Annotated in this window: 24 protein-coding genes; 10 read left to right on the top strand and 14 right to left on the bottom strand. The window is 55.5% G+C overall.

Annotation, left to right across the window (positions count from 1 at the left end):
- The first annotated feature begins 291 nt into the window (after positions 1–291).
- Both IEW63_RS00425 and IEW63_RS00420 read left to right on the top strand, forming a co-directional pair.
- Positions 292–498: a cold-shock protein gene (locus tag IEW63_RS00425; protein WP_044497641.1), complete on the top strand. Its 207-nt coding sequence runs from the start codon at positions 292–294 to the stop codon at positions 496–498.
- Between the two features lie 241 nt (positions 499–739).
- Positions 740–2,026, top strand: coding sequence for an MgtC/SapB family protein (locus IEW63_RS00420; RefSeq protein WP_188634640.1), 1,287 nt, complete (start codon positions 740–742; stop codon positions 2,024–2,026).
- 83 nt (positions 2,027–2,109) lie between these two features.
- Here IEW63_RS00420 and IEW63_RS00415 read toward each other — a convergent pair whose 3' ends face one another.
- The 5 genes from IEW63_RS00415 to IEW63_RS00395 all read right to left on the bottom strand — a co-directional run bounded on the left by IEW63_RS00415 (position 2,110) and on the right by IEW63_RS00395 (position 3,982).
- The gene (locus IEW63_RS00415) at positions 2,110–2,391 is read right to left on the bottom strand and encodes a hypothetical protein (protein WP_188634639.1); all 282 of its coding nucleotides are present in this window, start codon (positions 2,389–2,391) and stop codon (positions 2,110–2,112) included.
- Positions 2,392–2,458: 67 nt separating this feature from the next.
- Positions 2,459–2,839, bottom strand: a complete 381-nt coding sequence (locus IEW63_RS00410) for a barstar family protein (RefSeq protein ID WP_188634638.1) — start codon at positions 2,837–2,839, stop codon at positions 2,459–2,461.
- Between the two features lies 1 nt (position 2,840).
- Positions 2,841–3,236: a guanyl-specific ribonuclease gene (locus tag IEW63_RS00405; RefSeq protein ID WP_229710234.1), complete on the bottom strand. Its 396-nt coding sequence runs from the start codon at positions 3,234–3,236 to the stop codon at positions 2,841–2,843.
- Positions 3,237–3,311: 75 nt separating this feature from the next.
- Entirely contained in the window at positions 3,312–3,482 is a 171-nt protein-coding gene (locus IEW63_RS14565; protein ID WP_229710233.1) for a type I restriction endonuclease, read from the bottom strand.
- Between the two features lie 131 nt (positions 3,483–3,613).
- Positions 3,614–3,982, bottom strand: a complete 369-nt coding sequence (locus IEW63_RS00395) for a hypothetical protein (protein ID WP_188634637.1) — start codon at positions 3,980–3,982, stop codon at positions 3,614–3,616.
- 649 nt (positions 3,983–4,631) lie between these two features.
- Here IEW63_RS00395 and IEW63_RS00390 point away from each other — a divergent pair.
- Positions 4,632–5,117, top strand: a complete 486-nt coding sequence (locus tag IEW63_RS00390; RefSeq protein ID WP_188634636.1) for a hypothetical protein — start codon at positions 4,632–4,634, stop codon at positions 5,115–5,117.
- 155 nt (positions 5,118–5,272) lie between these two features.
- On the opposite strand, the gene IEW63_RS00385 is transcribed toward IEW63_RS00390, so the two are convergent.
- From IEW63_RS00385 to IEW63_RS00375, 3 genes are all read right to left on the bottom strand, one after another.
- Entirely contained in the window at positions 5,273–5,608 is a 336-nt protein-coding gene (locus IEW63_RS00385) for a hypothetical protein (RefSeq protein ID WP_188634635.1), read from the bottom strand.
- Complete coding sequence (locus tag IEW63_RS00380) at positions 5,595–6,143, bottom strand: hypothetical protein (RefSeq protein ID WP_188634634.1); 549 nt, start codon at positions 6,141–6,143, stop codon at positions 5,595–5,597. Before IEW63_RS00380 ends, IEW63_RS00385 begins: the two co-directional genes overlap by 14 nt.
- 201 nt (positions 6,144–6,344) lie before the next feature.
- Positions 6,345–6,878 (bottom strand): hypothetical protein, encoded by a 534-nt coding sequence (locus IEW63_RS00375; protein ID WP_188634633.1) that lies wholly within the window; start codon positions 6,876–6,878, stop codon positions 6,345–6,347.
- A gap of 499 nt (positions 6,879–7,377) precedes the next feature.
- Between IEW63_RS00375 and tnpB the strand changes: the two genes are divergently transcribed.
- Positions 7,378–7,737 (top strand): IS66 family insertion sequence element accessory protein TnpB, encoded by a 360-nt coding sequence (gene tnpB, locus IEW63_RS00370; protein ID WP_229710231.1) that lies wholly within the window; start codon positions 7,378–7,380, stop codon positions 7,735–7,737.
- 19 nt (positions 7,738–7,756) lie between these two features.
- Positions 7,757–9,295, top strand: a complete 1,539-nt coding sequence (tnpC, locus tag IEW63_RS00365; RefSeq protein WP_188634632.1) for an IS66 family transposase — start codon at positions 7,757–7,759, stop codon at positions 9,293–9,295.
- A 173-nt stretch (positions 9,296–9,468) separates the two neighbouring features.
- On the opposite strand, the gene IEW63_RS00360 is transcribed toward tnpC, so the two are convergent.
- The 4 genes from IEW63_RS00360 to IEW63_RS00345 all read right to left on the bottom strand — a co-directional run bounded on the left by IEW63_RS00360 (position 9,469) and on the right by IEW63_RS00345 (position 14,238).
- On the bottom strand, positions 9,469–10,299 hold the full coding sequence (locus IEW63_RS00360) for a DUF6216 family protein (RefSeq protein ID WP_188634631.1): 831 nt from the start codon (positions 10,297–10,299) through the stop codon (positions 9,469–9,471).
- Between the two features lie 567 nt (positions 10,300–10,866).
- Positions 10,867–12,017 (bottom strand): IS3 family transposase gene (locus IEW63_RS00355; RefSeq protein WP_188634630.1). Its coding sequence is split into 2 segments (ribosomal slippage): positions 10,867–11,780 and positions 11,780–12,017, totalling 1,152 coding nucleotides; the frame shifts between segments, so codons are not numbered across the junction.
- Between the two features lie 369 nt (positions 12,018–12,386).
- Positions 12,387–13,361, bottom strand: a complete 975-nt coding sequence (locus tag IEW63_RS00350) for an adenine-specific methyltransferase EcoRI family protein (RefSeq protein WP_188634629.1) — start codon at positions 13,359–13,361, stop codon at positions 12,387–12,389.
- 40 nt (positions 13,362–13,401) lie between these two features.
- Complete coding sequence (locus tag IEW63_RS00345; RefSeq protein WP_188634628.1) at positions 13,402–14,238, bottom strand: EcoRI family type II restriction endonuclease; 837 nt, start codon at positions 14,236–14,238, stop codon at positions 13,402–13,404.
- A 621-nt stretch (positions 14,239–14,859) separates the two neighbouring features.
- Here IEW63_RS00345 and IEW63_RS00340 point away from each other — a divergent pair.
- Genes IEW63_RS00340 through IEW63_RS00320 form a run of 5 tightly spaced genes read left to right on the top strand, consistent with a single transcriptional unit; the run spans position 14,860 to position 21,499 of the window.
- On the top strand, positions 14,860–17,709 hold the full coding sequence (locus IEW63_RS00340; protein ID WP_188634627.1) for a valine--tRNA ligase: 2,850 nt from the start codon (positions 14,860–14,862) through the stop codon (positions 17,707–17,709).
- Positions 17,710–17,769: 60 nt separating this feature from the next.
- The gene (locus IEW63_RS00335; RefSeq protein WP_188634626.1) at positions 17,770–18,741 is read left to right on the top strand and encodes an ABC transporter substrate-binding protein; all 972 of its coding nucleotides are present in this window, start codon (positions 17,770–17,772) and stop codon (positions 18,739–18,741) included.
- A gap of 59 nt (positions 18,742–18,800) precedes the next feature.
- A complete protein-coding gene (locus tag IEW63_RS00330) occupies positions 18,801–19,691 on the top strand; it encodes an ABC transporter permease (protein WP_188634625.1) in 891 nt (296 codons plus the stop codon).
- Positions 19,691–20,485 carry an ABC transporter ATP-binding protein gene (locus IEW63_RS00325; protein ID WP_188634624.1) on the top strand — a complete coding sequence of 265 codons (795 nt, stop codon included), beginning with the start codon at positions 19,691–19,693 and terminating at the stop codon, positions 20,483–20,485. Before IEW63_RS00330 ends, IEW63_RS00325 begins: the two co-directional genes overlap by 1 nt.
- A gap of 60 nt (positions 20,486–20,545) precedes the next feature.
- Positions 20,546–21,499 carry a cation diffusion facilitator family transporter gene (locus IEW63_RS00320; protein ID WP_188634623.1) on the top strand — a complete coding sequence of 318 codons (954 nt, stop codon included), beginning with the start codon at positions 20,546–20,548 and terminating at the stop codon, positions 21,497–21,499.
- 12 nt (positions 21,500–21,511) lie between these two features.
- On the opposite strand, the gene IEW63_RS00315 is transcribed toward IEW63_RS00320, so the two are convergent.
- Positions 21,512–21,784, bottom strand: a complete 273-nt coding sequence (locus tag IEW63_RS00315) for a hypothetical protein (protein WP_188634622.1) — start codon at positions 21,782–21,784, stop codon at positions 21,512–21,514.
- A gap of 38 nt (positions 21,785–21,822) precedes the next feature.
- Positions 21,823–22,071, bottom strand: a complete 249-nt coding sequence (locus IEW63_RS00310) for a Rho-binding antiterminator (protein ID WP_188634621.1) — start codon at positions 22,069–22,071, stop codon at positions 21,823–21,825.
- Positions 22,072–22,080 lie beyond the last annotated feature (9 nt).

Here is a 22,080-nt window from a genome sequence, read left to right as displayed (position 1 = left end):
GCGGTAGCCCGAGTCTAGGCAGCCCCCGCGTGCGGCATAACCGAACAAGGATGCCACCATGCGCAGCCGCTGATCAGGTTTTTCCTGAAATATAAAAATTGACATGGCTGCAATATGCTGTAGGGTAGATCTGGTTAGGAAGTTCTGATCTATATTGTAAAAGCCTGTTCGATCCCTGCCAGTAGCTAGCAACTCTCCAGCATGTAATCGTCCCGTATTTTTTAGTAATAGACTCTTTCCCGGCAACACCGGTCCGATTGGGCCATCCATATCTTATTTGTAGGTACGATTATGTCAGCAGTTACTGGTACGGTTAAGTGGTTCAACGAAGCGAAAGGCTTTGGTTTTATTGAGCAAGCATCTGGTGCAGATGTGTTTGCTCACTTCAGCGCCATCACCGGCTCAGGCTTCAAAACCCTGACCGAAGGCCAAAGCGTCAGCTTCAACGTGACTCAAGGCCCGAAAGGCCTTCAGGCAGAGAACATTCAAGCTATCTAAGATAGTTTGACTCGGCGCTTCGGCGCTGATGTTCTAAAAAGGCGACTACCTCAGGGGAGTCGCCTTTTTTCATATGTAAAGGAACAAAAAAGCAATTCCTTGCTGATTGGCGGCGCACGACAGACCGGCAAGACCGACGCCACTCTGATTGAAGCGGTGTTCAACCAACCCTGTAACTGGACATGCCCATGGGGCACTATAAGGGTCTGGCGTCGGGGCAGTTAAAGGCAGATGGCAAGCAATGAATGGATTGAACTACGGTACGGAATTGCTGGGCTTGCTGATTGCCCTGGCGGTCGGACTGATCATCGGATTCGAGCGGGGTTGGCAGTCGCAGAACCTGGATGCCGAGCGGCACCAGGAGATCGACGATCAGACAGTAACCGGCATCCGCACATTTGGCCTGCTGGGTCTGGGCGGCGGGGTGGTCGCGCAGCTGGGCATGCTGTCGTCGGATTGGATATTAGCGGCGGGGCTGCTGGGCGTCACCGCCCTGCTTATCGTCGGTTATATCCACAGCAGCAAAGTCACCGGTGATCTTGGGGCCACCACCGAAGTCGCCGCGCTGCTGGCTTTCCTGCTTGGCGCGCTCGCCGTGCACGGTCTGTATCTGGAAGCGGCAACGGCGGCAGTGATAACTGCAGTACTGCTAGGCGCCAAGGAACGGCTGCATGCACTGCTGCGCAGCCTGTCCCGCCTGGAGCTGAATGCATCGTTGCAATTGCTGGTGATCGTGCTGGTGATACTGCCGCTACTACCGAACGAGGCCATGGGCCCGTGGGGCAGCATCAACCCACAGGTGATCGGCTGGCTGGTGATCCTGATTGCCGGCATCAGTTTCGCTGGTTATTTCGCCGTCAGACTGTTGGGAGATCGTGTTGGGCTGGTGCTGACCGCCCTGCTCGGCGGACTCGCGTCCAGTACCGCGCTGACCCTCGCTTTCTCGCGCATGGCACGCTCGGATGGCAGCCGCAACGCCCTGCTTGGAGCGGGCATTGCCCTGGCCTGCGGCACCATGGCGTTACGTTTGATACTGGAAGTGGCTGTGGTCAATCGCACATTGCTGCCGCCCCTGCTGCCAGGCTTGCTCGGGCTGGCACTGGTACCCCTGATGGCATTGTTGTGGATCCTGTTACGCCGCCGGGATGAACAGCCGGTAGGTCATACACCACCAATGCATAACCCGCTGGATCTTCAACAGGCATTGATCATGGCCGGGTTCCTGGCGCTGATATTCATATTGTCCAAGGGTGCAGAGCATTGGTTTGGCAGTGAAGGCGTCTATATCCTCGCAGTCATTGCCGGGATTGCCGACGTGGATGCCGTAACCATCGCCCTGGCCCAACAAGCCAAGGGCGAGCTGGCCAACGACGTGGCCGTGCGCGGTATTCTCCTTGCGGCGCTGACCAATACCGCCGTCAAGGCCGGGATAGTACTGGTAATCGGAGGCCTGCCGCTGGCGCGCTGGGCCAGCTCAATCCTGCTGGTGGCATTGGCGGTAGGCGCTCTGGGACTGTTTTGGGTCTGATCAGGAAAAGAGGCTTATCGCTCAATTGCGGATCACCATGCCGGTTGCAGTTTCGGTTAGCCGTGAAGATTGAGCGAGGTCACTCAGCTTTTCCGTATATAGGACGGTTGCTCAAACCTGTCATAGTCAATTACGGATTCCTGCCAAATCGATCCGTTCTCCGTTCGCCGCTCCTCGATGGACTTACCGAACACTGCAACATGCGCCCGGCCCATCAGTTCGGCCAGCTCCTTGCTTGAAGCAAATCCCATAAACGCCGCCCCCTGCATGAACCCTTCCAAGCGGTGTCGATCCTCCGCGGGAGCCTTGTAACCTTCACGCGAGGCGGAAAAGTATTTGAGTAATCGCTTTTCAATTTCGCTCAAGTACCGCTCTTTATCCACGAGCCTAACCTCCTTGATTGCCAGCTACTGTAAATCATCACTTCCAACTTCAAGAGCCAACACCACACGCCAGGGCATCCCCGTATATCTCTACCCGCAATTGTATTTCACGGGAGCTGGCATAGGTACAAACATCCATCATCAGTTGAAACCAGTCCGCCAGATCAGCCTCATCCACCTCGGATGCATCCTCAATCGAGAAGCGCCAGAGCGCAGGTTCTGACAGCTGATCCACATGGTCGAGCAACAGGTCATAGGCTGCATCCCAGTTGTCACCGAAGTAAGCCGGAAAGTTGAAAGCGCCACAGAGCGCCTGCAACAGGATCGACTTGTTCAACCGACCATTTGCATCCAGAGCAACGGCAGGTTGATCCAGCTGGTGCCTCGGTTGCCAGGTGATTGGCGCGGACTGGTCAGGTGCTGTCGTCATGTCAGTGCCCCCTGATTCGACTAAAGGAACGGTAGTGATCCTCGGTGTAATAGAACTCCACAGGCGGGTTGCCACCGGTCACCACCCGGCGCGGCCCCCTGTGCGACAAACCGGGCGTGTCCACTGTGTATTCCCGGTAATACCCCCGCGGCTTGCTTGGCAACAATCGCTCCCGATTTTCGAAGGTGATGCCATCGCGTTGGTAAGGGAATGGACCGTTTCGGCTAATCCGCCCCAGCGTCTTCTGCAGCTCCTGTTCCTGCGCGGACAGGTTCGAGTAACCGGCAGAGTCGGACTGAGTAGAGCCGCCGCTATTAAGCAGAGCATCAAGATGCCCGCCCTGCTGAAGTTGGAACAGGCCAAAGACGAAGACCAGAACAAGTAAGATTTTCTTCACAGAAGGTACTCAAGAGTCGCAAGAATAATCGGTGTCAGTTCAGCTCGGCGCCGCTGTTGCTGGCATACCCACGCTTTAACGAAGTAGCAGCGAGTTGTCGCTGTTGAAGCTTTCCTTGCTGTAGCGGTGCACTTGGTTGAAGACTTCGTGAATCGCCACGCCGCGCCGTTTCAGCTCCACCTGCACCAGCGTGTAGGCCATTGTAATGGAGTTGGTCAGTGCGTCGAATTTGTCCAGGATATTCACGGTATGGACTTGTTTGGCGAGTGACTTCTCTGGGTCTTCTGGATAAGCAGGCAGAGAACAGTCAAGCTATCTAAGATAGCTTGACTCGGCGCTTCGGCGCTGATGTTCAAAAAAGGCGACTCCCTGACGGGTTAACGTAATGTAGGATCTACCAGCACGCTGCCTTCCACTTCATACCAATCGCGGCCATAGATCAGTGGAATATAGAAATACTTCCGGGTGATCACTCCGTCCACCAGCGCAACACCGCCAGGATGAGACTGAATGGCTCTATCCAGCGCGTTCTTTGCGTTCGGGTACATACCTGTAGGGATAAACGAAATGATGTGGATGGTATCCACGCCCTTTACCCGCTTGTTGACACGCTGATATTCACCCATGCGGGAAAGCTCAACGTTCTTTGAGGAGATAACCGTGAAGTCGGTCAGACGGGTGGAACAGCCTGACAGAAGCCCAGTCACTACGGAAACAAACAGCAGCCCACTTAAGATCTTTCTCACTTCTCACTCCATACACAGCTGATAAAACCGGCGCTTGGGTAAACCAAACGCCACCTCAGCAGGGAAGCTTCCACGATTGCTATCAGGACGCTTGTCCTTGTCGCGCCTGTGAAATGATCAGAGGTATCGCCTTCCCTGGCAGCGGGCAACCATATAGCAAAAGAAAGCCATGTGCCATCTCAGCAAAGCCCGACTAGAAGTAGCCTGCTCCCAACATCGGGATTTCAGCTGCCACAATCTCATGCGAACCTGATCACAGATCCAGGTAAGCGAGCCCTGACATGGTGACTGCAGACGTATGATCGCCACATCAGTGTGAAACATGTGGAATCCAGGATGCTCGGTATAGGAGGTTTACCGCCGCTAAATACTTAGGCCGCGTTCATTTCAACGCGGCGGTTACCGTTTCCCTGAATGGACGCGAGATCTATAACGCGCCAATTATGCACGGCGCAGACCCGGGAATGTGGCCTGCAGATGAATTCACACCAATCGGCTCGGTATCGCTCGATCTACCCGAGCCCAAGCAGATGAACCAGGCATCCATCACAATACGAGGTGGTTACATATATAGCGCTCCTGAGGTCAACGCCGTTCCGCTACAGCCTACCGGCGCCATCACATTGCCGCTGGATATTGTTGAAGAGTAATGAAAGCTTTAATACCGTTTCTTTTAATCAGCTTCCTATGCATCGGTTGCAGCAAAGAGAATCCTTCTGGTAACCCAGCGCCAGACGCGGCGCAGGCGGCGCTGAGGGTCTCGAATGCCACGAGCCGCATCCAAGAGCAGGACTATCTCGCGGCACTATCAGACATGGAAGCGGCGGCAGCACTGGCGCCGCAGAATATGGAGTACCGCTTCCTTTATTGTTTGCTCAAGGAACGCACAGGTGAGCCCCGCACTGAAGCGAAGGCGTGCTACGCGGAGGTGGCAAGGCTTTTGAACAATCCAGGTTTGCCCTGTGAGAAAAACATGAACTGCGTAATTGCTGAGCTAATGGCCGAGAGCGAACTGGCGGAAACACGTAAGCATCAATTCTTGTCGCTGCCCGCCTTAGAACCAGAGTCCGAGATGCGGAGGCATGTGCTAGAAGGGTTTGACCGAGCCGCTTATTTAAAAAACATTTTGCCCTGACACCGGATGAGCGTTTCACCGGGAAAGGAGCGATCGGTACGGGCAGTCAGCGCCGCCAACACCCGCTGCGCTTGCCCAGCGCGCAGCATAGTCAATGAGATGCCACGGTTAAAACTCGGGGCGGCGCAGCGTATATATCTAGTGAGGAAGGAGGATCAATTTGCTGTCAGAACGATATAGGTCATCCATTTTGCTCGTGTAGCACTTCTGCAACCAGCTCCGTTAAGAACGCTGGACTTTACAGCTTTTGATGCCGCGCCGAGCGACCGTCTTAACCATCCAGAAGCCAATACCCGGCCGCCCGACAGCATCTCTGCAACCAGCAACTTCATGGACTCATTGCAATTGAGGTTTTGGCCAATCATCTCCTCCACAGCAGCCACAGTGTTCTCGTTAAAGGGCGGCTTTACTGCATGAAGCCTCGGGTCGTCACCGACAAAGGCGACGATCACCGCGTGCAAGTGATCCTTTTCCTCATTACTCAGCCGCATGTTGATGTCCCGTCAGAATCGAAACCAGCTCGTTTTGACCGAGCCCCCGCGAAGTCAGGTGGAGGATCTGCTCGGCTTGGCTTTCCTGCACGACGAGAGCTTCACAGTGTGGGGAACAAGCGATGTATACCGTTGCGCCATCAATTTTCAATGTATCGATGGGTGGATCGTTCATGCTGGATTTCATCTCTTCGCGCGAGTTATCGAAAGGCTTGGCAACTTCGGGAGGAAGGTCAGAGGTGTCCTTCAACCCAAAAAAGTACAGCGGGTAATCAGCAAGGTTGAAGTCCGCATCGAGATTTTCCAGTTCGTGGGTGATGATTGTCCCGGCAACGTACTCTGTGGACGAAAACCTGATGCCCAGCCCCCCCGCATACGAACCAAAGAAGGTTGCCCCTTCCAGCGAAGCGGTCGGCACATAGCCAGAGAAGTAGGCGCTATAGAAGATCCTGGTTTTTCCGGTGGCGGAAGCATTAAGGCTCAGGCTGCACAGCACTGCGAAGATGAGATAAAGAAAAAACCTTGTAGCGGCCATGTGACTTCTCTGTGTGAGGGAACAGGAGAATATACCGTTATGGAATTGCGAGCGGGGCTTCATGCACCGAGATTGGGACCACTATCACACCCGCAAGCCCAACAGGTCATCATTACGTAGCCACTTGACACACGGATCAGCATGAATTTGCCCGCCAGGCAAAAAACCTCAGACCGCTCGACCGCTGAAAGAGCGTCGACTTCATCCAGCGCAGCCATCCAACGCCGCTCTATTGATGGGTAGCGGCACTCGTTCTACCTCCTCGTCGACCATGTGCAACTTCGAAAGCTTTAGAACACAATAATTTTTCACTCGTGAGAATTCAGCTTCATACTCCGCATTAGCTTCCGGCCGAAGCTTAAAACTCAACCCACAAACTGATCCTCCTGAGTTCGACAGGGTGTTAGCTCTAAACATCACCTCTTTTTCAGGTATTAGCTTTATCTCTATGTAGTTTTTCGCACCCTGCGGCGGAGGGGCAGACATAGAAACTCTCCGTCGGGTATCAACAACCAGCCAGTTATTCAGCAAGCCCGTTGGTACCCCTCCACAATTCTTATCATCAATATAATCAAACGTAGCGTTAGTCAGGTCAGACACAAATCTTATTTTCGCCACGTCTTGCTCCGCCGGATCCTGATAAGCACCGCTGACACATCCGGCCAGAGATGCAGAGACGAGAAATATCAACGAGTATTTTTCACGATATCCACGCTTAAGAGATAAAAACAGCATCCTTGCAGCTCCTGATAGCTAATCTGGTTAATACATTCTGGCCGAGCTGGATTGAGCTATCCTTGCCGCGTGGGCGGAAGTTGCTGCAATCCATTGCTGGCCCGACCTTAACTTAGAAAGAAGCTCGTGGCCATAGGCCTTTTCCTTGGTATTAGACGTAGTCTGAAAGTGATACCGGCCCGCTCGCGGTCCATCGCTACCAGGACGCAACTTCCACAGATGAGGGGCCGTCGATCACATATAAAACTCGGGTATGAAAGCAGTAGGTCAGATGAAACTCTGTGGGCCAGGCCGCGCCTCGCTCCTTCCCAGCCCACACTTTTTCGCAATGCTCCAAGCGCAACTGACCGGCCAGTCGGTGACACTTGGCAAGCCGGGACGCCCGCCCCGGCAAAGACGGACAGCCCAACCAGACGTAAGCGCTCCATAAACCCCACCTACAATCAAAGTTCTGTCCGCGCCATGCTGACCTTCCGTATACCCTCTGGAGGTTTTCCGCATGATGCGTCCGGGCGCCAAAGTGAAAAAAGTCTACCTGTACCCCAAGCCGGTGGACTTCAGAAAGTCCATTGACGGCCTGTCAGCCCTGGTCGAGCTGGACATCAAGGCCGCCGTGTTCGACCCCGTACTGTTTGTGTTCCTGAATCGGGCCCGCAACCGGGTAAAGATCCTGTACTGGGAACGCAACGGCTTCTGCCTCTGGCTCAAGCGCCTGGAGGCCGAGCGCTTCAAAGCACCGCCAGATATCCGCGATGATGCCATCGAGCTGACCGCCGAGGAGCTGAACTGGATGCTGGACGGTTTTGACCTGTGGCGCGACCGTCCGCACAAGGTATTGAGGCCGCGTTATGTAGCCTGACACTGGTATAATCCACAGCATGATTTCACTGCCTGATCCCCTGCCGAACGACCCCGACTTGCTCAAGCAAATGCTGCGCGATGCGGTTGTTGATCGCCAGGCGGATCAGAACACCATTGCGCAACTGCAGGAGCAGGTCAGCCTCCTGCGTCAGCGCCTGTTCGGGCGCAAGTCGGAGCAGAGTACTGACCCGAACTCGCCGCAGCTGGGCATGTTCAACGAGGCAGAAAATCTGGCTGAGGCATCGCCAACGGCAGAGGATGAAGAGATCGTAGCACCGGAGCCTGCCAAGAAGCGCGGCAAGCGCAAACCACTGCCTGCCGAGCTGCCGCGTGTCGAGGTGATGCATGAGCTGCCCGAGCACGAGCTGACCTGTGACTGTGGTTGCCGCAAGCAGGCCATCGGTGAAGAAACCAGCGAACAGCTGGAGATCATCCCGATGCAGATCCGGGTTATCCGGCATATCCGCAAAGTTTATGCTTGCAAGGGCTGTGAAACAGCGCCGGTTACCGCCGACAGGCCGGCCCAACTGATCGAAAAGAGCATGGCCAGTCCCAGTGTGCTGGCCATGCTGCTGACCACCAAGTATGCCGATGGGTTACCGCTGCACCGCTTCGAGAAAGTACTGCAACGCCATGGCGTCTCGATCCCGCGCAATGCGCTGGCCCGCTGGGTCATTCAGTGCAGCGACCACCTGCAACCGCTGGTGAACCTGATGCGTGACCGGCTGCTCGATAGCTCGGTGATCCACTGCGATGAAACCCGGTTGAAGGTGCTCAACGAGGCGGGGCGAGACCCGACCAGCCAATCCTGGATGTGGGTGCAGACCGGTGGCCCACCGGGCCACCCGGTGATCCTGTTTGACTACACCACCAGTCGAGCTCAGGAAGTGCCATTGCGCCTGCTCGCAGGCTATCAGGGCTACCTGATGACGGATGATTATGCCGGTTACAACGGCATCGCTGCTGTGGAAGGCGTTGAGCGTCTGGGATGCTGGGCCCATGCTCGACGCAAGTTCATTGAGGCGCAAAAGGCTCAACCCAGGGGCAAGACCGGCCGTGCCGACATGGCCTTGAACCTGATCAACAAACTGTATGGCGTAGAGCGTGAGGGCAAGCATGCGGACGACAGCATGCGCCGGCAAATCAGGCAGCAAAAAAGCGAGCCGATCCTGCAGCAACTGAAAAGCTGGCTGGACAAGACACAGCCGCACATCACACCGCAGAGTGCGCTGGGTAAGGCTATCAGCTACCTGTCCAACAACTGGTCCAGGCTGATCCGCTACCTGGAAGGCGGCCACCTGCCGATCGACAACAACCCAGCCGAACGTGCCATCCGCCCGTTCGTCATCGGTCGCAAAAACTGGCTGTTCAGCGACACATCCAAGGGCGCCCGTGCCAGCGCGCTGCTCTACAGCCTGATCGAAACGGCCAAGGCCAACGGGCAGGAACCCTATGCCTGGTTGCGCCACGTGCTGGAGCACCTGCCGCTGGCCACGACCACCGCTGACTACGAAGCACTGCTGCCGTGGAACTGCGGACAGGTCAATAGTTACTGATCAGTAGCCCTGCTGGAAGGTGGGGTTTATGGAGCGCATACGGACAATCGAGGCGGGGCATCGTTACATTTAATATAGTCCGTTAACATGCAGCCGCTCGGCCGCCACTTCCATGAGCCGCAGTGAAAATAAAAAATTGAGAACAGGGTTGGACGTCGCAAGTCAGCAGCCATTCATAAGCCTTCTATTTCCAATTGCCTACTTTCACCGGAATCGACTCTCTCGGATATTTTTTTTGCATATTCTGCAACCCTATGCAACCTTATAACAAAAATGATAGACAAAAAAATGATAAAAAATAGCAGGTAGCCCACCGTCCTTTGCTGATTAATAACTTTATCCAAATACTCATCCACCCCACCCTCATTTAAAATCTCGCAAACCACCGCGCCATCTTGGTCAGAAAGCGCAATTAAATACTCTGAGCTTCCACAAGATTCCTTGTCGACAACCCAAGAAAACCCGTTCCATGACCGCGCCTTATTTTGATCTTGCTGAACCCACATCACGGTACCCGTATCCTTTATCGTTAAAAGCGCGGCGGGAAAGGAAAAAACAATAACCAGAATCATTGATGCAATGAGAAAAACTCCCGCTAAAGCCAGAGAAAATACAAAGCAACCCAGGCAGGGACTTCGCAGCCTGACATTTTTTGAATCAAAGTAACTTCTAACTAAAATCAACTCTTCAAGACCGACTTTATGATAGTTCAACCACCACATAGTTTCTTCTATCTTTGCGTAGCTCGGAAATCGTATCCCCGTTTTAAACTTAAAACTTTCATACTCTACTGTTTTTCTCCACGCCTCATTAATATCCTGATTTGCGAATGTGATTTGCCCGCTCAAAAATCGCCAAATTCTCTCGTGTAAAAACAAAGTAGAACCAGCCCTCGCGCGGACATACATAAAACCGGAACAAAGTAAAACCAGCCCTAGCAACGGAACATATGGTGATATCCAAGACTCCGAAAAACTTCTAACGTAGCTTTCAATAGTATCCATTACATCACCTATCTTGAGTAAAATAGACGCACCCGGCGCACAGCGTCGGCATAACTAATGTTCAACCGCGCGACCTAAGACGACTTACAGCATCCCGTACTTCTCAGCAGTATAACTTTTCTTCCTTGGTACGAAGCCGCGATCACGGCCGTGCTCTGCTGGACCAATTACCGGCTCAATCGAGATCGCGCTGCAACTTCCCTACCAAGGTCAGGGCGTCCATCTTCGGTAGCGTGCTCCAGTAACCGACGCCAAATATCAACCCCGCTGAAGCCGGTCCGGTAGAGACAGCGATCAACATAGTTTAAATAACAGGCCTTGGCCATTCAGGTTGTTCGGACTCGCTAGCCAGCAGCGGATGCGCGGTCAGCGACCGCTGGCATCCGCTGTGCCTTGTCTAGGGCGCAGGAAAAGAGAATGCATGGGGCGAGTAAAGCCAGGATCAGATGAACATATATACATTAGCGGTTACCGCCACACCGCACCCTGTGGGAAAATCGCTATGGCTCTTTGCTTGGTGATTTTGACTAATGTCTGTTGCAGTGCCATCGAACTGCCCCGAGTACTCTAGACACCCGTCAGGCTCTGGAAATAGCGACGTTCATATTCGACCGGCGACAGGTTGTCGGTCGTGCCATAGCGCCGTCTCGGGTTATAAAACATTTCGATGTAATTGAACACATCGCGCCTGGCAGCCTCCCGTGTTGGGTATATCTGCCGTTTAATTCGCTCACGTTTGAGAAGCTGAAAGAAGCTTTCGGCCACAGCATTATCATGGCAGTTGCCACGCCGGCTCATGCTTCCTACAAGACGATTTGCTTTCAAGAAGCTTTGCCAGTCACTGCTGCTGAACTGGCTCCCCTGATCAGAATGAACCATGACCTGGCCTGACGGCTTTCGTCGCCACACGGCAGCCAAGAGCGCGTCCAACGCCAGATCGGAAGCCATCCGGGGTTTCATCGACCAGCCGACAACCTGCCGAGAGAACAGATCGATAACGACTGCCAGGTAGAGCCAGCCTTCATAGGTGCGGATGTAGGTGATATCGGTAACCCAGGCCACATTGGGTGCAGGCGCGTCAAACTGTCTATCAAGATGATTGGGGGAAACAACCGCCGGTTTGCCACTGTAGTGCCCTGGACGGCGTCGATAGCCGGTCTGGGACCGCAGCCCTTCGCTACGCATGAGGCGGGCGACTCGATGCTTACCGCAGCGAACGCCTTCTTCACGCAAATCCTGATGGATCTTGCGGTACCCATACACCCCGCCGCTTTCCAGCCACGCGTGTTTTATCCGGCCGAGAAGACGTTGGTCTTCCTGATCACGCTGCGACAGCTTGTTCTGGCACCAGGCGTAATAACCACTTGGATGAACAGACATCACCCTGCACAGCCGACGTACCGGACACTGATCCGAATGAGCTTCAATGAACGCGTACCTCAGTCGGACTCTCTGGCGAAGTACGCGGTGGCCTTTTTTAAAATATCTCGCTCTTCTGACACGCGCTTCAGTTCTGCCTTCAATCGACGGTTCTCGGCCTGCAAGTCAGCATCCTGTTGGCGCGTTTCGGCGGGCTTGGAGTGAAGCTTTATCCACTGGTACAGGCTATGACTGGAAATCCCCAGTCGGATAGCCACATCAGCAACCCGGTAACCTCGGTTTACCACCTGTTTAACGGCTTCGATCTTGAATTCTTCGGTGTATCGTACTCGGCTCATGCGTCCTCCTAGGTGCCTTCAGTATAAGGCCTGGAGGTGTCTACAAAACCAGGGGCGATTCAAACCGAAACCAGTTTGCGCAGCGATAGTTACACCAGGCTAATACTGCTGAAGCAGTAATAGCACCCATGCCCACGACAGGGTATACGACCCTGACAACACCTCACCGGTTGTACCTCGGGCTGGGCAACACTCCCATAGCGCAGCCAGGCTGCATAACGCGACCTGTTTTTTTCGAGCAGAGCGTGCTTGTGGACTCCAGGTCCTTCTTCCTGCGACCGCCTTTTATGATCCACCTATTCGCGCTCGAATCGAGGCATAAGTCCACATCAGCAGTCTTGCTGCAAAGATTTATGAGGCTTACTGTACTTAGATGCGCTTATTTTTTATAAGTATCCTGAAATAGGGGCACTTGCCGTTTATTGACAAATCCTTTTCATCATCCCCCTTCCTGAACTTTATTATCTCAAACTGATCAGGGTTGAACTTATGCAAAAATGTTATTGGCACACCCATAGCGCCCTTGTAATCCAAAGGTATATCTTTCGTCCTATCAATATTAATCCCATCATAGTTGTCATACTTTAAGTATTTGCTTTCGTTGCCGTAATATCTTTTTGTCAGAACAATATCTTCGTGACGCATGGAGGTATCCAAATTCGTTAGCCACAAACAATTGTTCGGAGAAACTATTCTATTCCCTTGTTCATCAATACGGGCTTCTGTACCGTAAAGCTCATAGTGCTCGGGGACGATAAAGCCAGAAACACCTCTTCCCAAATTGATTCCTAACCACGCTTTATTCTCTGCGATTAGCTTAAAAATTTCCTTATAAGTTATCGCATTAACATTTCCAATTATCAAAAACTTCTTGTCAAACTTAACCAGCTGATCAACATACTCTCTAAACAGTGAGAATGGTGGATTGGTCACGACTATATCTGCCTGCTTCAGAAGCTCAATACTCTCTGGACTTCTGAAATCCCCATCACCCTTAAAATAAGCCACCTCAGGAGAGCTTATCTGACTTTTTTCCTCATCAGTATTTGTATATTCAAAGAAAAAACCACGCTCTTCGTTCGACTCCTTAAACAAATCGCCTGACTGCTCTCTGTAGCATGATGTGATTATCTTCTTTAACCCTAATTCCTCAAAATTATTAGCGAAATATCTAAAAAAATTGCTCACCCTTGGATCATCGCAATTACAAAAAACAACTTTATCTTTAAAGTGAGACTTGTAATGCTGCAGCTCACTTTCGATGTCACAGAGCTGAGTGTAAAACTCGTCACTCTTTGACTTTTTCGCTTTTCTCAGCAATTCATTGGTTGCTTGCCTAGCCATTAATCACTCGCCTTGGTCCACAAACCTTATTACCTCCAAGCTATTCTTTAGATGTGATTTGATTAAACAGATCACTACCAAGCGCTCTAAGGGAGGTTTTAGCAACGTCAACCATAACTTCAAACATATCTTCGGCGTCCCACCTTTTACCGTACCCTTGCGAGTATATTGAAGCTGCCTGCAGCATAATCGCTTTATCTTTATGCTTCACAAACTTATTTACACATAGATTCTTGTTTATTGGCATCCCATAGTTAGCCGCAGTCAATCTGTCCAGTCTATTCAACATCCCTGAATTGCAATCAAGCGTTACAACTCTTCCGTCAGGCCTAGCAACTGAGATTGTTTCAGTCAAAAAATTAGAGCCCTCAAGGAACAAAACATACGGGAAGTAGCTTTCCGACAACATCAAATTAGCAATTTCTGAAATGTTTTTATGCGATCTTTCTATCGCATTTCCGGCGGCCATCAAGTCTTGGTCACTATTCTTACCAACCAACACCCCTTTTAATATGTTCTCCACATCTTTTCCTTGATTTTTTGCCTCCGTTACCAACACAACTCTCCACTCACCGTTGTCGTCTTTAACCTCTACCACTCCGCCATCCGGCTTAATGCTAGAGTTTGAAACGAACAAAGTTTGGCCCAGCTCGGGATCAACTTTCTTTAACGCTTCATTTATCTCAGATTTCCTTATACTCTCTCTATGTCTAAAAGATAACTTAGGAAACTCGCTCGCGAGTTCCTTCATAACTAATCTTGAAATCTTACCAACCGTGAGATCATGCAATTTTGCATTCTCACCAAATATACCAACCACCCCCTGAGACAACTTGTGCTGACTCGTCAACCTACTTGACTGCTTCTTTCTATACATATTTTATGAACTTCCATTTTCAAACTAACATTCAGCTGGAATACTGCACATATAAATGTCTGGAGCTCTCTTGCGCACCATCAAAAGCTCCTATAAACTAAACACCAAGGCTCGGTCTAATCGCATCCTCACAACACATAATTTTAAACCCGTTAACTACACTACCCTCGGCTCGCTTTACTGTGTCTTTTCATTGCCTATTATCAGCGAAAACCGCCTGATCAACTAAACTACCGCTCTGCCACAGACAGGGGGGGGGGCAGGATATCTTTGGTCTTTTATGAACAAAAACCACCCTCTGCGCGTGAAAATTTTCATACTTACTTAGTCATCAACATAGCTCAACCAATAGCGCTTGGCCATAACCCGGAGCAGTCCACGGCTTGCACCCGTAAGCCGGGCGGTATCTTATCAGTCCCCGCAGAACCCGCCCATCCACCAATCAAAGATGCCTCCACCGCCCCACCTCGCTATAATGGCCCCTTTTGCGACTCTGTCTCACGGCGCGCGGAGCCTGCCTGTCTTTTCAGCCCCACCGATCAGCGGGCCGGGCGGGACTCCTGTTCGGCGCCGTGGCACCCTGTTACGTCGCCAGCCTGATACCGGACACTCAGAACACCCATGGATAAAACCTACCAGCCCCACGCCATTGAATCTTCCTGGTACCAGACCTGGGAGCAAAACAACTACTTTGCTCCCCAGGGGTCTGGCGAGCCCTACACCATTGCCCTCCCGCCGCCGAACGTGACCGGCAGCCTGCACATGGGCCATGGTTTCAACAACTCGGTGATGGATGCGCTGATCCGCTTCCGCCGCATGCAGGGTCGCAACACCCTGTGGCAGCCGGGTACCGACCACGCGGGTATCGCCACCCAGATGGTGGTCGAGCGTCAGCTGGCGGCTCAGGGTGTGAGCCGACACGACCTGGGTCGGGAGAAGTTCCTGGAGAAGGTGTGGGAGTGGAAGGAGCAGTCCGGCGGCACCATCACCAGCCAGATCCGTCGTCTGGGCAGTTCGGTGGACTGGACCCGCGAGCGCTTCACCATGGACGAGGGTCTGTCCGAGGCGGTGAAGGAGGCCTTTGTTCGTCTGTATGAGGACGGGCTGATCTATCGCGGCAAGCGCCTGGTGAACTGGGACCCGAAACTGCACACGGCCATTTCCGATCTTGAAGTGGAGAACCACGACGAGACCGGTTCGCTGTGGCACCTGCGTTATCCGCTGGCCGATGGCGCGACCACCGCTGACGGCAAGAACTATCTGATCGTTGCCACTACCCGCCCCGAGACCATGCTCGGTGATACCGCTGTGGCGGTGAACCCGGAGGATGAGCGTTACAAGGCGCTGATCGGCAAGTTCGTCGAGCTGCCCCTGGTGGGCCGGCGCATTCCGATTGTTGGCGACGACTACTGCGACCCGGAGTTCGGTACCGGCTGCGTGAAGATCACTCCGGCCCATGACTTCAACGACTATGACGTGGGCAAGCGCCACAACCTGCCGCTGATCAACGTGCTGGATAAGGACGCAGCGATACTGGCAACCGCGCAGGTGTTCAATGTCGATGGCAGCGTGAATAACGAGGTGGACGCCACCCTGCCCGCCGCCTATGCCGGGCTGGACCGCTTCGAGGCGCGCAAGCGCATCGTTGAAGACTTCGACTCTGCTGGCCTGCTGGAGAAGATCGAGCCGCACAGCCTGAAGACGCCGAAGGGCGACCGCTCCGGTGCGGTGATCGAGCCCTGGTTGACGGATCAATGGTACGTGTCCACCAAGCTGCTGGCCGAGCAGGCAATTGCCGCAGTGGAAGATGGCCGCATCCAGTTCGTGCCCAAGCAGTACGAGAACATGTATTTCTCCTGGATGCGCGACATCCAGGATTGGTGTATTTCCCGCCAGCTGTGGTGGGGCCACCGCATTCCGGCCTGGTATGACGAGGCGGGTAACGTTTATGTCGGCCGCGACGAGGCGGAAGTGCGCGCCAAGCACAACCTGGGCGATGCACCGCTGCGTCAGGACGAGGACGTGCTGGACACCTGGTTCAGCTCGGGCCTGTGGACCTTCTCCACCCTGGGTTGGCCGGAGCAGACCGAGGCGCTGAAGACCTTCCACCCCACCGATGTGCTGGTAACCGGTTTCGACATCATCTTCTTCTGGGTGGCGCGCATGATCATGATGACCATGCACCTGATGAAGCATGAGGACGGCACCCCGCAGATTCCGTTCAAGACCGTGTATGTGCACGGCCTGGTGCGTGACAGCCAGGGCCACAAGATGTCCAAGTCCAAGGGCAACGTGCTCGATCCGCTGGATATCGTCGACGGTATCGATCTGGAATCCCTGGTGGCCAAGCGCACCAGCGGCATGATGCAGCCGCAGCTGGCGGCGAAGATCGAGAAGCAGACCCGCGCCGAGTTCCCCGAGGGCATTGCTGCCTACGGCACCGACGCCCTGCGCTTTACCAACCTGTCGCTGGCCTCCACCGGGCGGGACATCAAGTTCGACATGGGCCGGGTCGAGGGCTATCGCAACTTCTGCAACAAGATCTGGAACGCCGCGCGCTATGTAATGATGCAGTGCGAGGACAAGGATACCGGCGTCAATGGTGAGCCCGTCGAGCTGACCCTGGCCGACCGCTGGATCATTTCCCAGCTGCAGCGCACCGAGGCGGAAGTGACCCGTCATCTGGATCAGTTCCGGTTCGACATGGCGGCCAGCGCGCTGTACGAGTTCATCTGGAACCAGTACTGCGACTGGTATCTGGAGCTGTCCAAGCCGGTGCTGTGGGACGAGAACGCCCCGGCCGAGCGCCAGCGTGGTACCCGCCGCACCCTGGTGCGCGTGCTGGAAACCGCCCTGCGCCTGGCCCACCCGTTCATGCCCTTCATCACCGAAGAGATCTGGCAGCGCATCGCACCGATGGCCGGCGTCAGCGGCGACACCATCATGCTGCAGCCCTGGCCGGTGGCGGCGGATGATCGCATTGATGCCGAGGCCGAAGGGGATATTGAATGGCTCAAGGGCCTGATCCTCGGTGTGCGTAACATCCGCGGTGAAATGAACATTGCTCCGGGCAAGGCGCTGGAGGTATTGCTGCGCAAGGCCGGTGCCGAGGATCAGCGCCGCCTGAGCGAGAACGAGGCCTTCCTCAAGAAGCTGGCCAAACTGGAGTCGATCACAGTATTGTCCGATTCGGACGAGGCGCCGCTGGCGGCCACCGCCCTGGTCGGGGAGCTGGAAGTGCTGGTACCCATGGCCGGGCTGATCGACAAGGACGCGGAGCTGGCCCGTCTGGACAAGGAAATTGGTCGCCTGCAGGGCGAGGTCAAGCGTATTGGCGGCAAGCTCGGCAACGAGGGCTTTGTCGCCAAGGCCCCGGCTGCGGTGATCGACAAGGAACGCGCGAAGCTGGCCGAGGCGGAAAAGGCCCTGGCCCAGCTGAGCGAACAGCGGGCGCACATCGCCACTCTGTAAGCAGTAACACGGACGCAATAACAATTAGACGAGGCCTTCTGCCGGCCCAAAGGAAATACAATGAAGTCACCGATCGCTAAATGGATGTCCCTCGGAGTTCTGGCACTGAGTCTGGCTACTCCGTTTTCCAACGCTGCTGCCGAAACCAAATCGGTGGCGGTTACTGCCATTGTTGAACACCCCGCACTGGACTCGGTCCGTGACGGCGTGCGTGCGGCGCTGGAAGAGGCCGGCTACAGCGGCGACAAGCTGAAGTGGCAGTACCAGACTGCCCAGGGCAACACCGCTACCGCGGCGCAGATTGCCCGCAAGTTTGTCGGTGACAGGCCCGATGTGATCGTTGCCATTGCCACGCCCTCTTCCCAGGCCGTGGTCGCCAGCACCAAATCGGTACCGACGGTGTTTTCCGCAGTGACCGATCCGGTGGCCGCCCAGCTGATCGCCAACTGGGAGCCGTCCGGCACCAACGTCACCGGTGTGTCTGACGAGCTGGAGCTGGACCGGCAGATGGAGCTGGTCAAGCGTGTGCTGCCCGATGCCAAGCGTGTGGGCATGGTCTACAACCCCGGTGAAGCCAACTCGGTGGTGGTGGTAGAGCGCCTGCGCGAACTGCTGCCCACCATGGGCATGACCCTGGTTGAGGCCGCTGCCCCGCGCACCGTCGATGTAGGCTCCGCTGCCCGCAGTCTGGTCGGCAAGGTCGACGTGATCTACACCAACACCGACAACAACGTGGTATCTGCCTACGAGTCGCTGGTGAAGGTCGGTACCGACACCAAGACGCCGCTGATCGCTTCCGATACCGACAGCGTCAAGCGTGGCGCCATTGCTGCGCTGGGTATCGACTACTACCAGCACGGGGTGCAGGCCGGCAAGCTGGCAGTGCGTGTGCTGCAGGGTGAAGATCCGGGCACCATTGCTCCGGAGAAGACCGGTGAACTGAGCCTGTACGTCAACCGTTCCGCTGCTAAGGCACAGGGCGTTACCCTGTCCCAGGAGCTGCTGGATTCGGCCGCCGAGATCATCGACTGACCTGACATGCGCCGGTGCCTCCGCACCGGCGCTGCCGTTCACCTAAGGCACAACATTCCATGTCATTGTTTTCCCTTTTCGGCGCCCTTGAAGTCGGCCTGATCTTCAGTCTGGTGGCGCTCGGTGTTTATATCTCCTTCCGCCTGTTGCGCTTCCCCGACCTGACGGTCGATGGCAGCTTCCCGCTTGGCGGCGCCGTGTGTGCGGTACTGATCGCCAACGGCACTGATCCCTTCATTGCTACCGTGATCGCGACCTTTGCCGGCGCCTTTGCCGGGATGATCACCGCGGTGCTCAACGTGCACCTGAAGATCATGGACCTGCTGGCCAGTATCCTGATGATGATCGCGCTGTACTCGATCAACCTGCGCATCATGGGCCGGCCGAATATTCCGCTGATCATGGAACCGACCATGTTCAGCATCCTGCAGCCCGAGTGGCTGTCTGATTATGTTGCGCGTCCGCTGATCCTGTTGCTGGTGGTGATTGCCGCCAAGCTGCTGCTTGATGCGTACTTTGCCACCCGCCAGGGCCTTGCCATCCGCGCCACCGGCTCCAACCCGCGCATGGCCCGCTCCCAGGGCGTCAACACCGGCGCCATGGTCATCCTCGGCATGGCGATCTCCAACGCGCTGGTCGGCCTGGCCGGCGCGATGTTTGTGCAGACCCAGGGCGGCGCCGACATCTCCATGGGTATCGGCACCATCGTCATCGGCCTGGCGGCAGTGATCATCGGTGAAAGCATCATGCCGGCACGGCGTATCTTCTTCGTCACCCTGGCCGTGGTCATCGGTGCGGTGATCTATCGCTTCTTCATCGCCCTGGCGCTGAACAGCGACTTCATCGGCCTGCAGGCCCAGGACCTGAACCTGATCACGGCGGTACTGGTGGTGATCGCACTGGTCATCCCGCTGATCAAGCAACGCCTGTCCCGCCGGAGGTACAACTGATGCTCAGCGCACAGAACCTGAAAATCACCTTCAACCCCGGCACGCCGATCGAGACCAAGGCGTTGCAGGGGCTGTCGCTGGATATCCCCACCGGCCAGTTCGTTACCGTGATCGGTACCAATGGTGCCGGCAAGTCGACCTTTCTGAACGCGGTGTCCGGCGACCTGTCCGTGGACAGCGGCCGGATCATGATCGACGGCGATGATGTCACCCGCCTCCCCGTCTGGAGCCGTGCCGACCGCGTGGCGCGGGTGTTCCAGGACCCCATGGCGGGTACCTGCGAGGACCTGACCATCGAGGAGAACCTGGCTCTGGCCCAGCAGCGCGGCCAGCGCCGCGGGCTGCACCGAGCAGTGCAGCGGGAGATGCGTGAGGGATTCCGCGAGCGGCTGTCGACCCTCGGTCTGGGGCTGGAGAACCGCCTCACCGACCGCATCGGCCTGCTCTCCGGCGGCCAGCGCCAGGCGGTGAGTCTGCTGATGGCCGCCCTGCAGCCGTCGCGCATTCTGCTGCTGGACGAGCACACCGCGGCGCTCGACCCGCGCACCGCTGACTTCGTACTGCAACTTACCGCCCGTATCGTCGAAGAAAAAAAACTCACCACCATGATGGTCACCCACAGCATGCGCCAGGCGCTGGATGTGGGCGACCGCACGGTGATGCTGCACCAGGGTCAGGTGGTTCTGGATGTGGCCGGCGATGAGCGCAAGGGACTGGACGTGACGGACCTGTTGCAGATGTTCGAGAAGGTCCGTGGTGAGAAGCTCTCGGATGATGCGTTACTGCTAAGCTGAGATGCACTCCGGGTGTAGCGCACCTGTGCTATACCCGACCCACCTCCTGACTGACCTGACATGAATCGAGTTACAAGGCTGTTCAACCTCTCCGACGAAGCTGGCGTGCTGCGCGCTTCCATTGCCGCGACGGTATTCTTCTCACTGCTCGGCATCTGCTTCGGCATCATCTCCGGTTCCTTCTCCATCGTGTTCGACGGGGTGTATTCCCTCGTGGATGCCTGCATGAGCCTGCTGTCGCTGGTGGTGGCCCGGCTGATTGCTGCCGCGGCGGCGATCAAGCCGGTGTCGAAGAAGCTGCAGGAGCGCTTCTCCATGGGGCTGTGGCATCTGGAGCCGATGGTGCTGTGCCTGAACGGCACCCTGCTGGTCAGTGTTGCGACTTATGCACTGTTCAACGCGGTGGGCAGCATTCTGGACGGTGGCCGGGAACTGGAGTTCGGTTGGGCAATTCTCTACACCCTGGTCACGCTGATTGCCTGCGTGGTCATGGCCAGCGTCGAGAAAAATGCCAATGAAAAGATCAACTCCGACTTCGTGGCGCTGGATATCAAGGGCTGGATCATGGCGGGCGCCATCACCGCTGCCCTGCTGATCGCCTTCATCTTCGGTTATCTGGTGCAAGGCACGCGCCTGGAGTGGGTGTCGCCCTATATCGATCCGGTGATCCTGGCTGCCGTCTGCGTGATCATCATCCCGCTGCCCATTTCCACCATCCGCCAGGCCCTGGCGGATATCTTCCTGGTCACCCCGGCTGACCTGAAGGAACACGTGGAGGAGGTTGCCAAGGCATTCAAGGAGAAGCATGGCCTGGTGTCCTACCGCGCCTATGTGGCACGGATGGGCCGCTGCAGGGAGATCGAGATCTACTTCATCGTACCGCCCGACGCTCCCTCTCGCACCATCCAGGAATGGGATGCGCTGCGTGAGGAAGTAGGCGAGATGATCGGCGACAAGGGCCCGGACCGCTGGCTGACGGTGGTGTTTACCGGTGATCCGGAGTGGGCGGAGTGAGCTCCCCTGCCGCTACCAGCCGAACCAGCGATTTACGCTGATCATGCCGTGCCAGATTCTGCCGAGCAGGCTGGGAAACAGCCTGGGGACGACAAAGGCGATCAGCGCAAAAATGGCCACCGAGACCAGCAGATAGCTGCTGCTGACAAAGCCTCCCCAGAATGCCAGCTCCCGGTTGACCCATAACCAGATGAGCGCGGCCGTGGGCACCGAAACAAACAGTGAAAACAATGCGGCCATGAGACGCGAGCCGAGTGTTTCTTGTGTTTCATGCTTCCTTTTCATAACGCCTCCCTGAATACCGGTACAACTGCGTATGCCTTCTACCCGAAGCGTACCTGAGCGAAGTGCTTGTTCTCCTCCAGCGCCGTCATGCTCAGCGCACCTTCCAGCACCACCCATTGCGGCCCGTCGCCGAGCTCCATCTGCAGGCATTCCTGGCGTTGCTCGTTATAGCCGGTATCCAGCGGCACCCCTTCCACCCGCTTGCCATCGGCCCAGTCGAGCGCGATGGGGATGCGGTAGAGGCAGGCGATTTCCAGATAATCGGACTGGTCACAGGTAATCTTCACGACAGCCTC

Source organism: Halopseudomonas pertucinogena, from assembly GCF_014646575.1.
Lineage (GTDB): Bacteria > Pseudomonadota > Gammaproteobacteria > Pseudomonadales > Pseudomonadaceae > Halopseudomonas > Halopseudomonas pertucinogena.
Note: the sequence above shows the minus strand (reverse complement) of the source record. Positions and strands in the feature narration are given on the sequence as shown.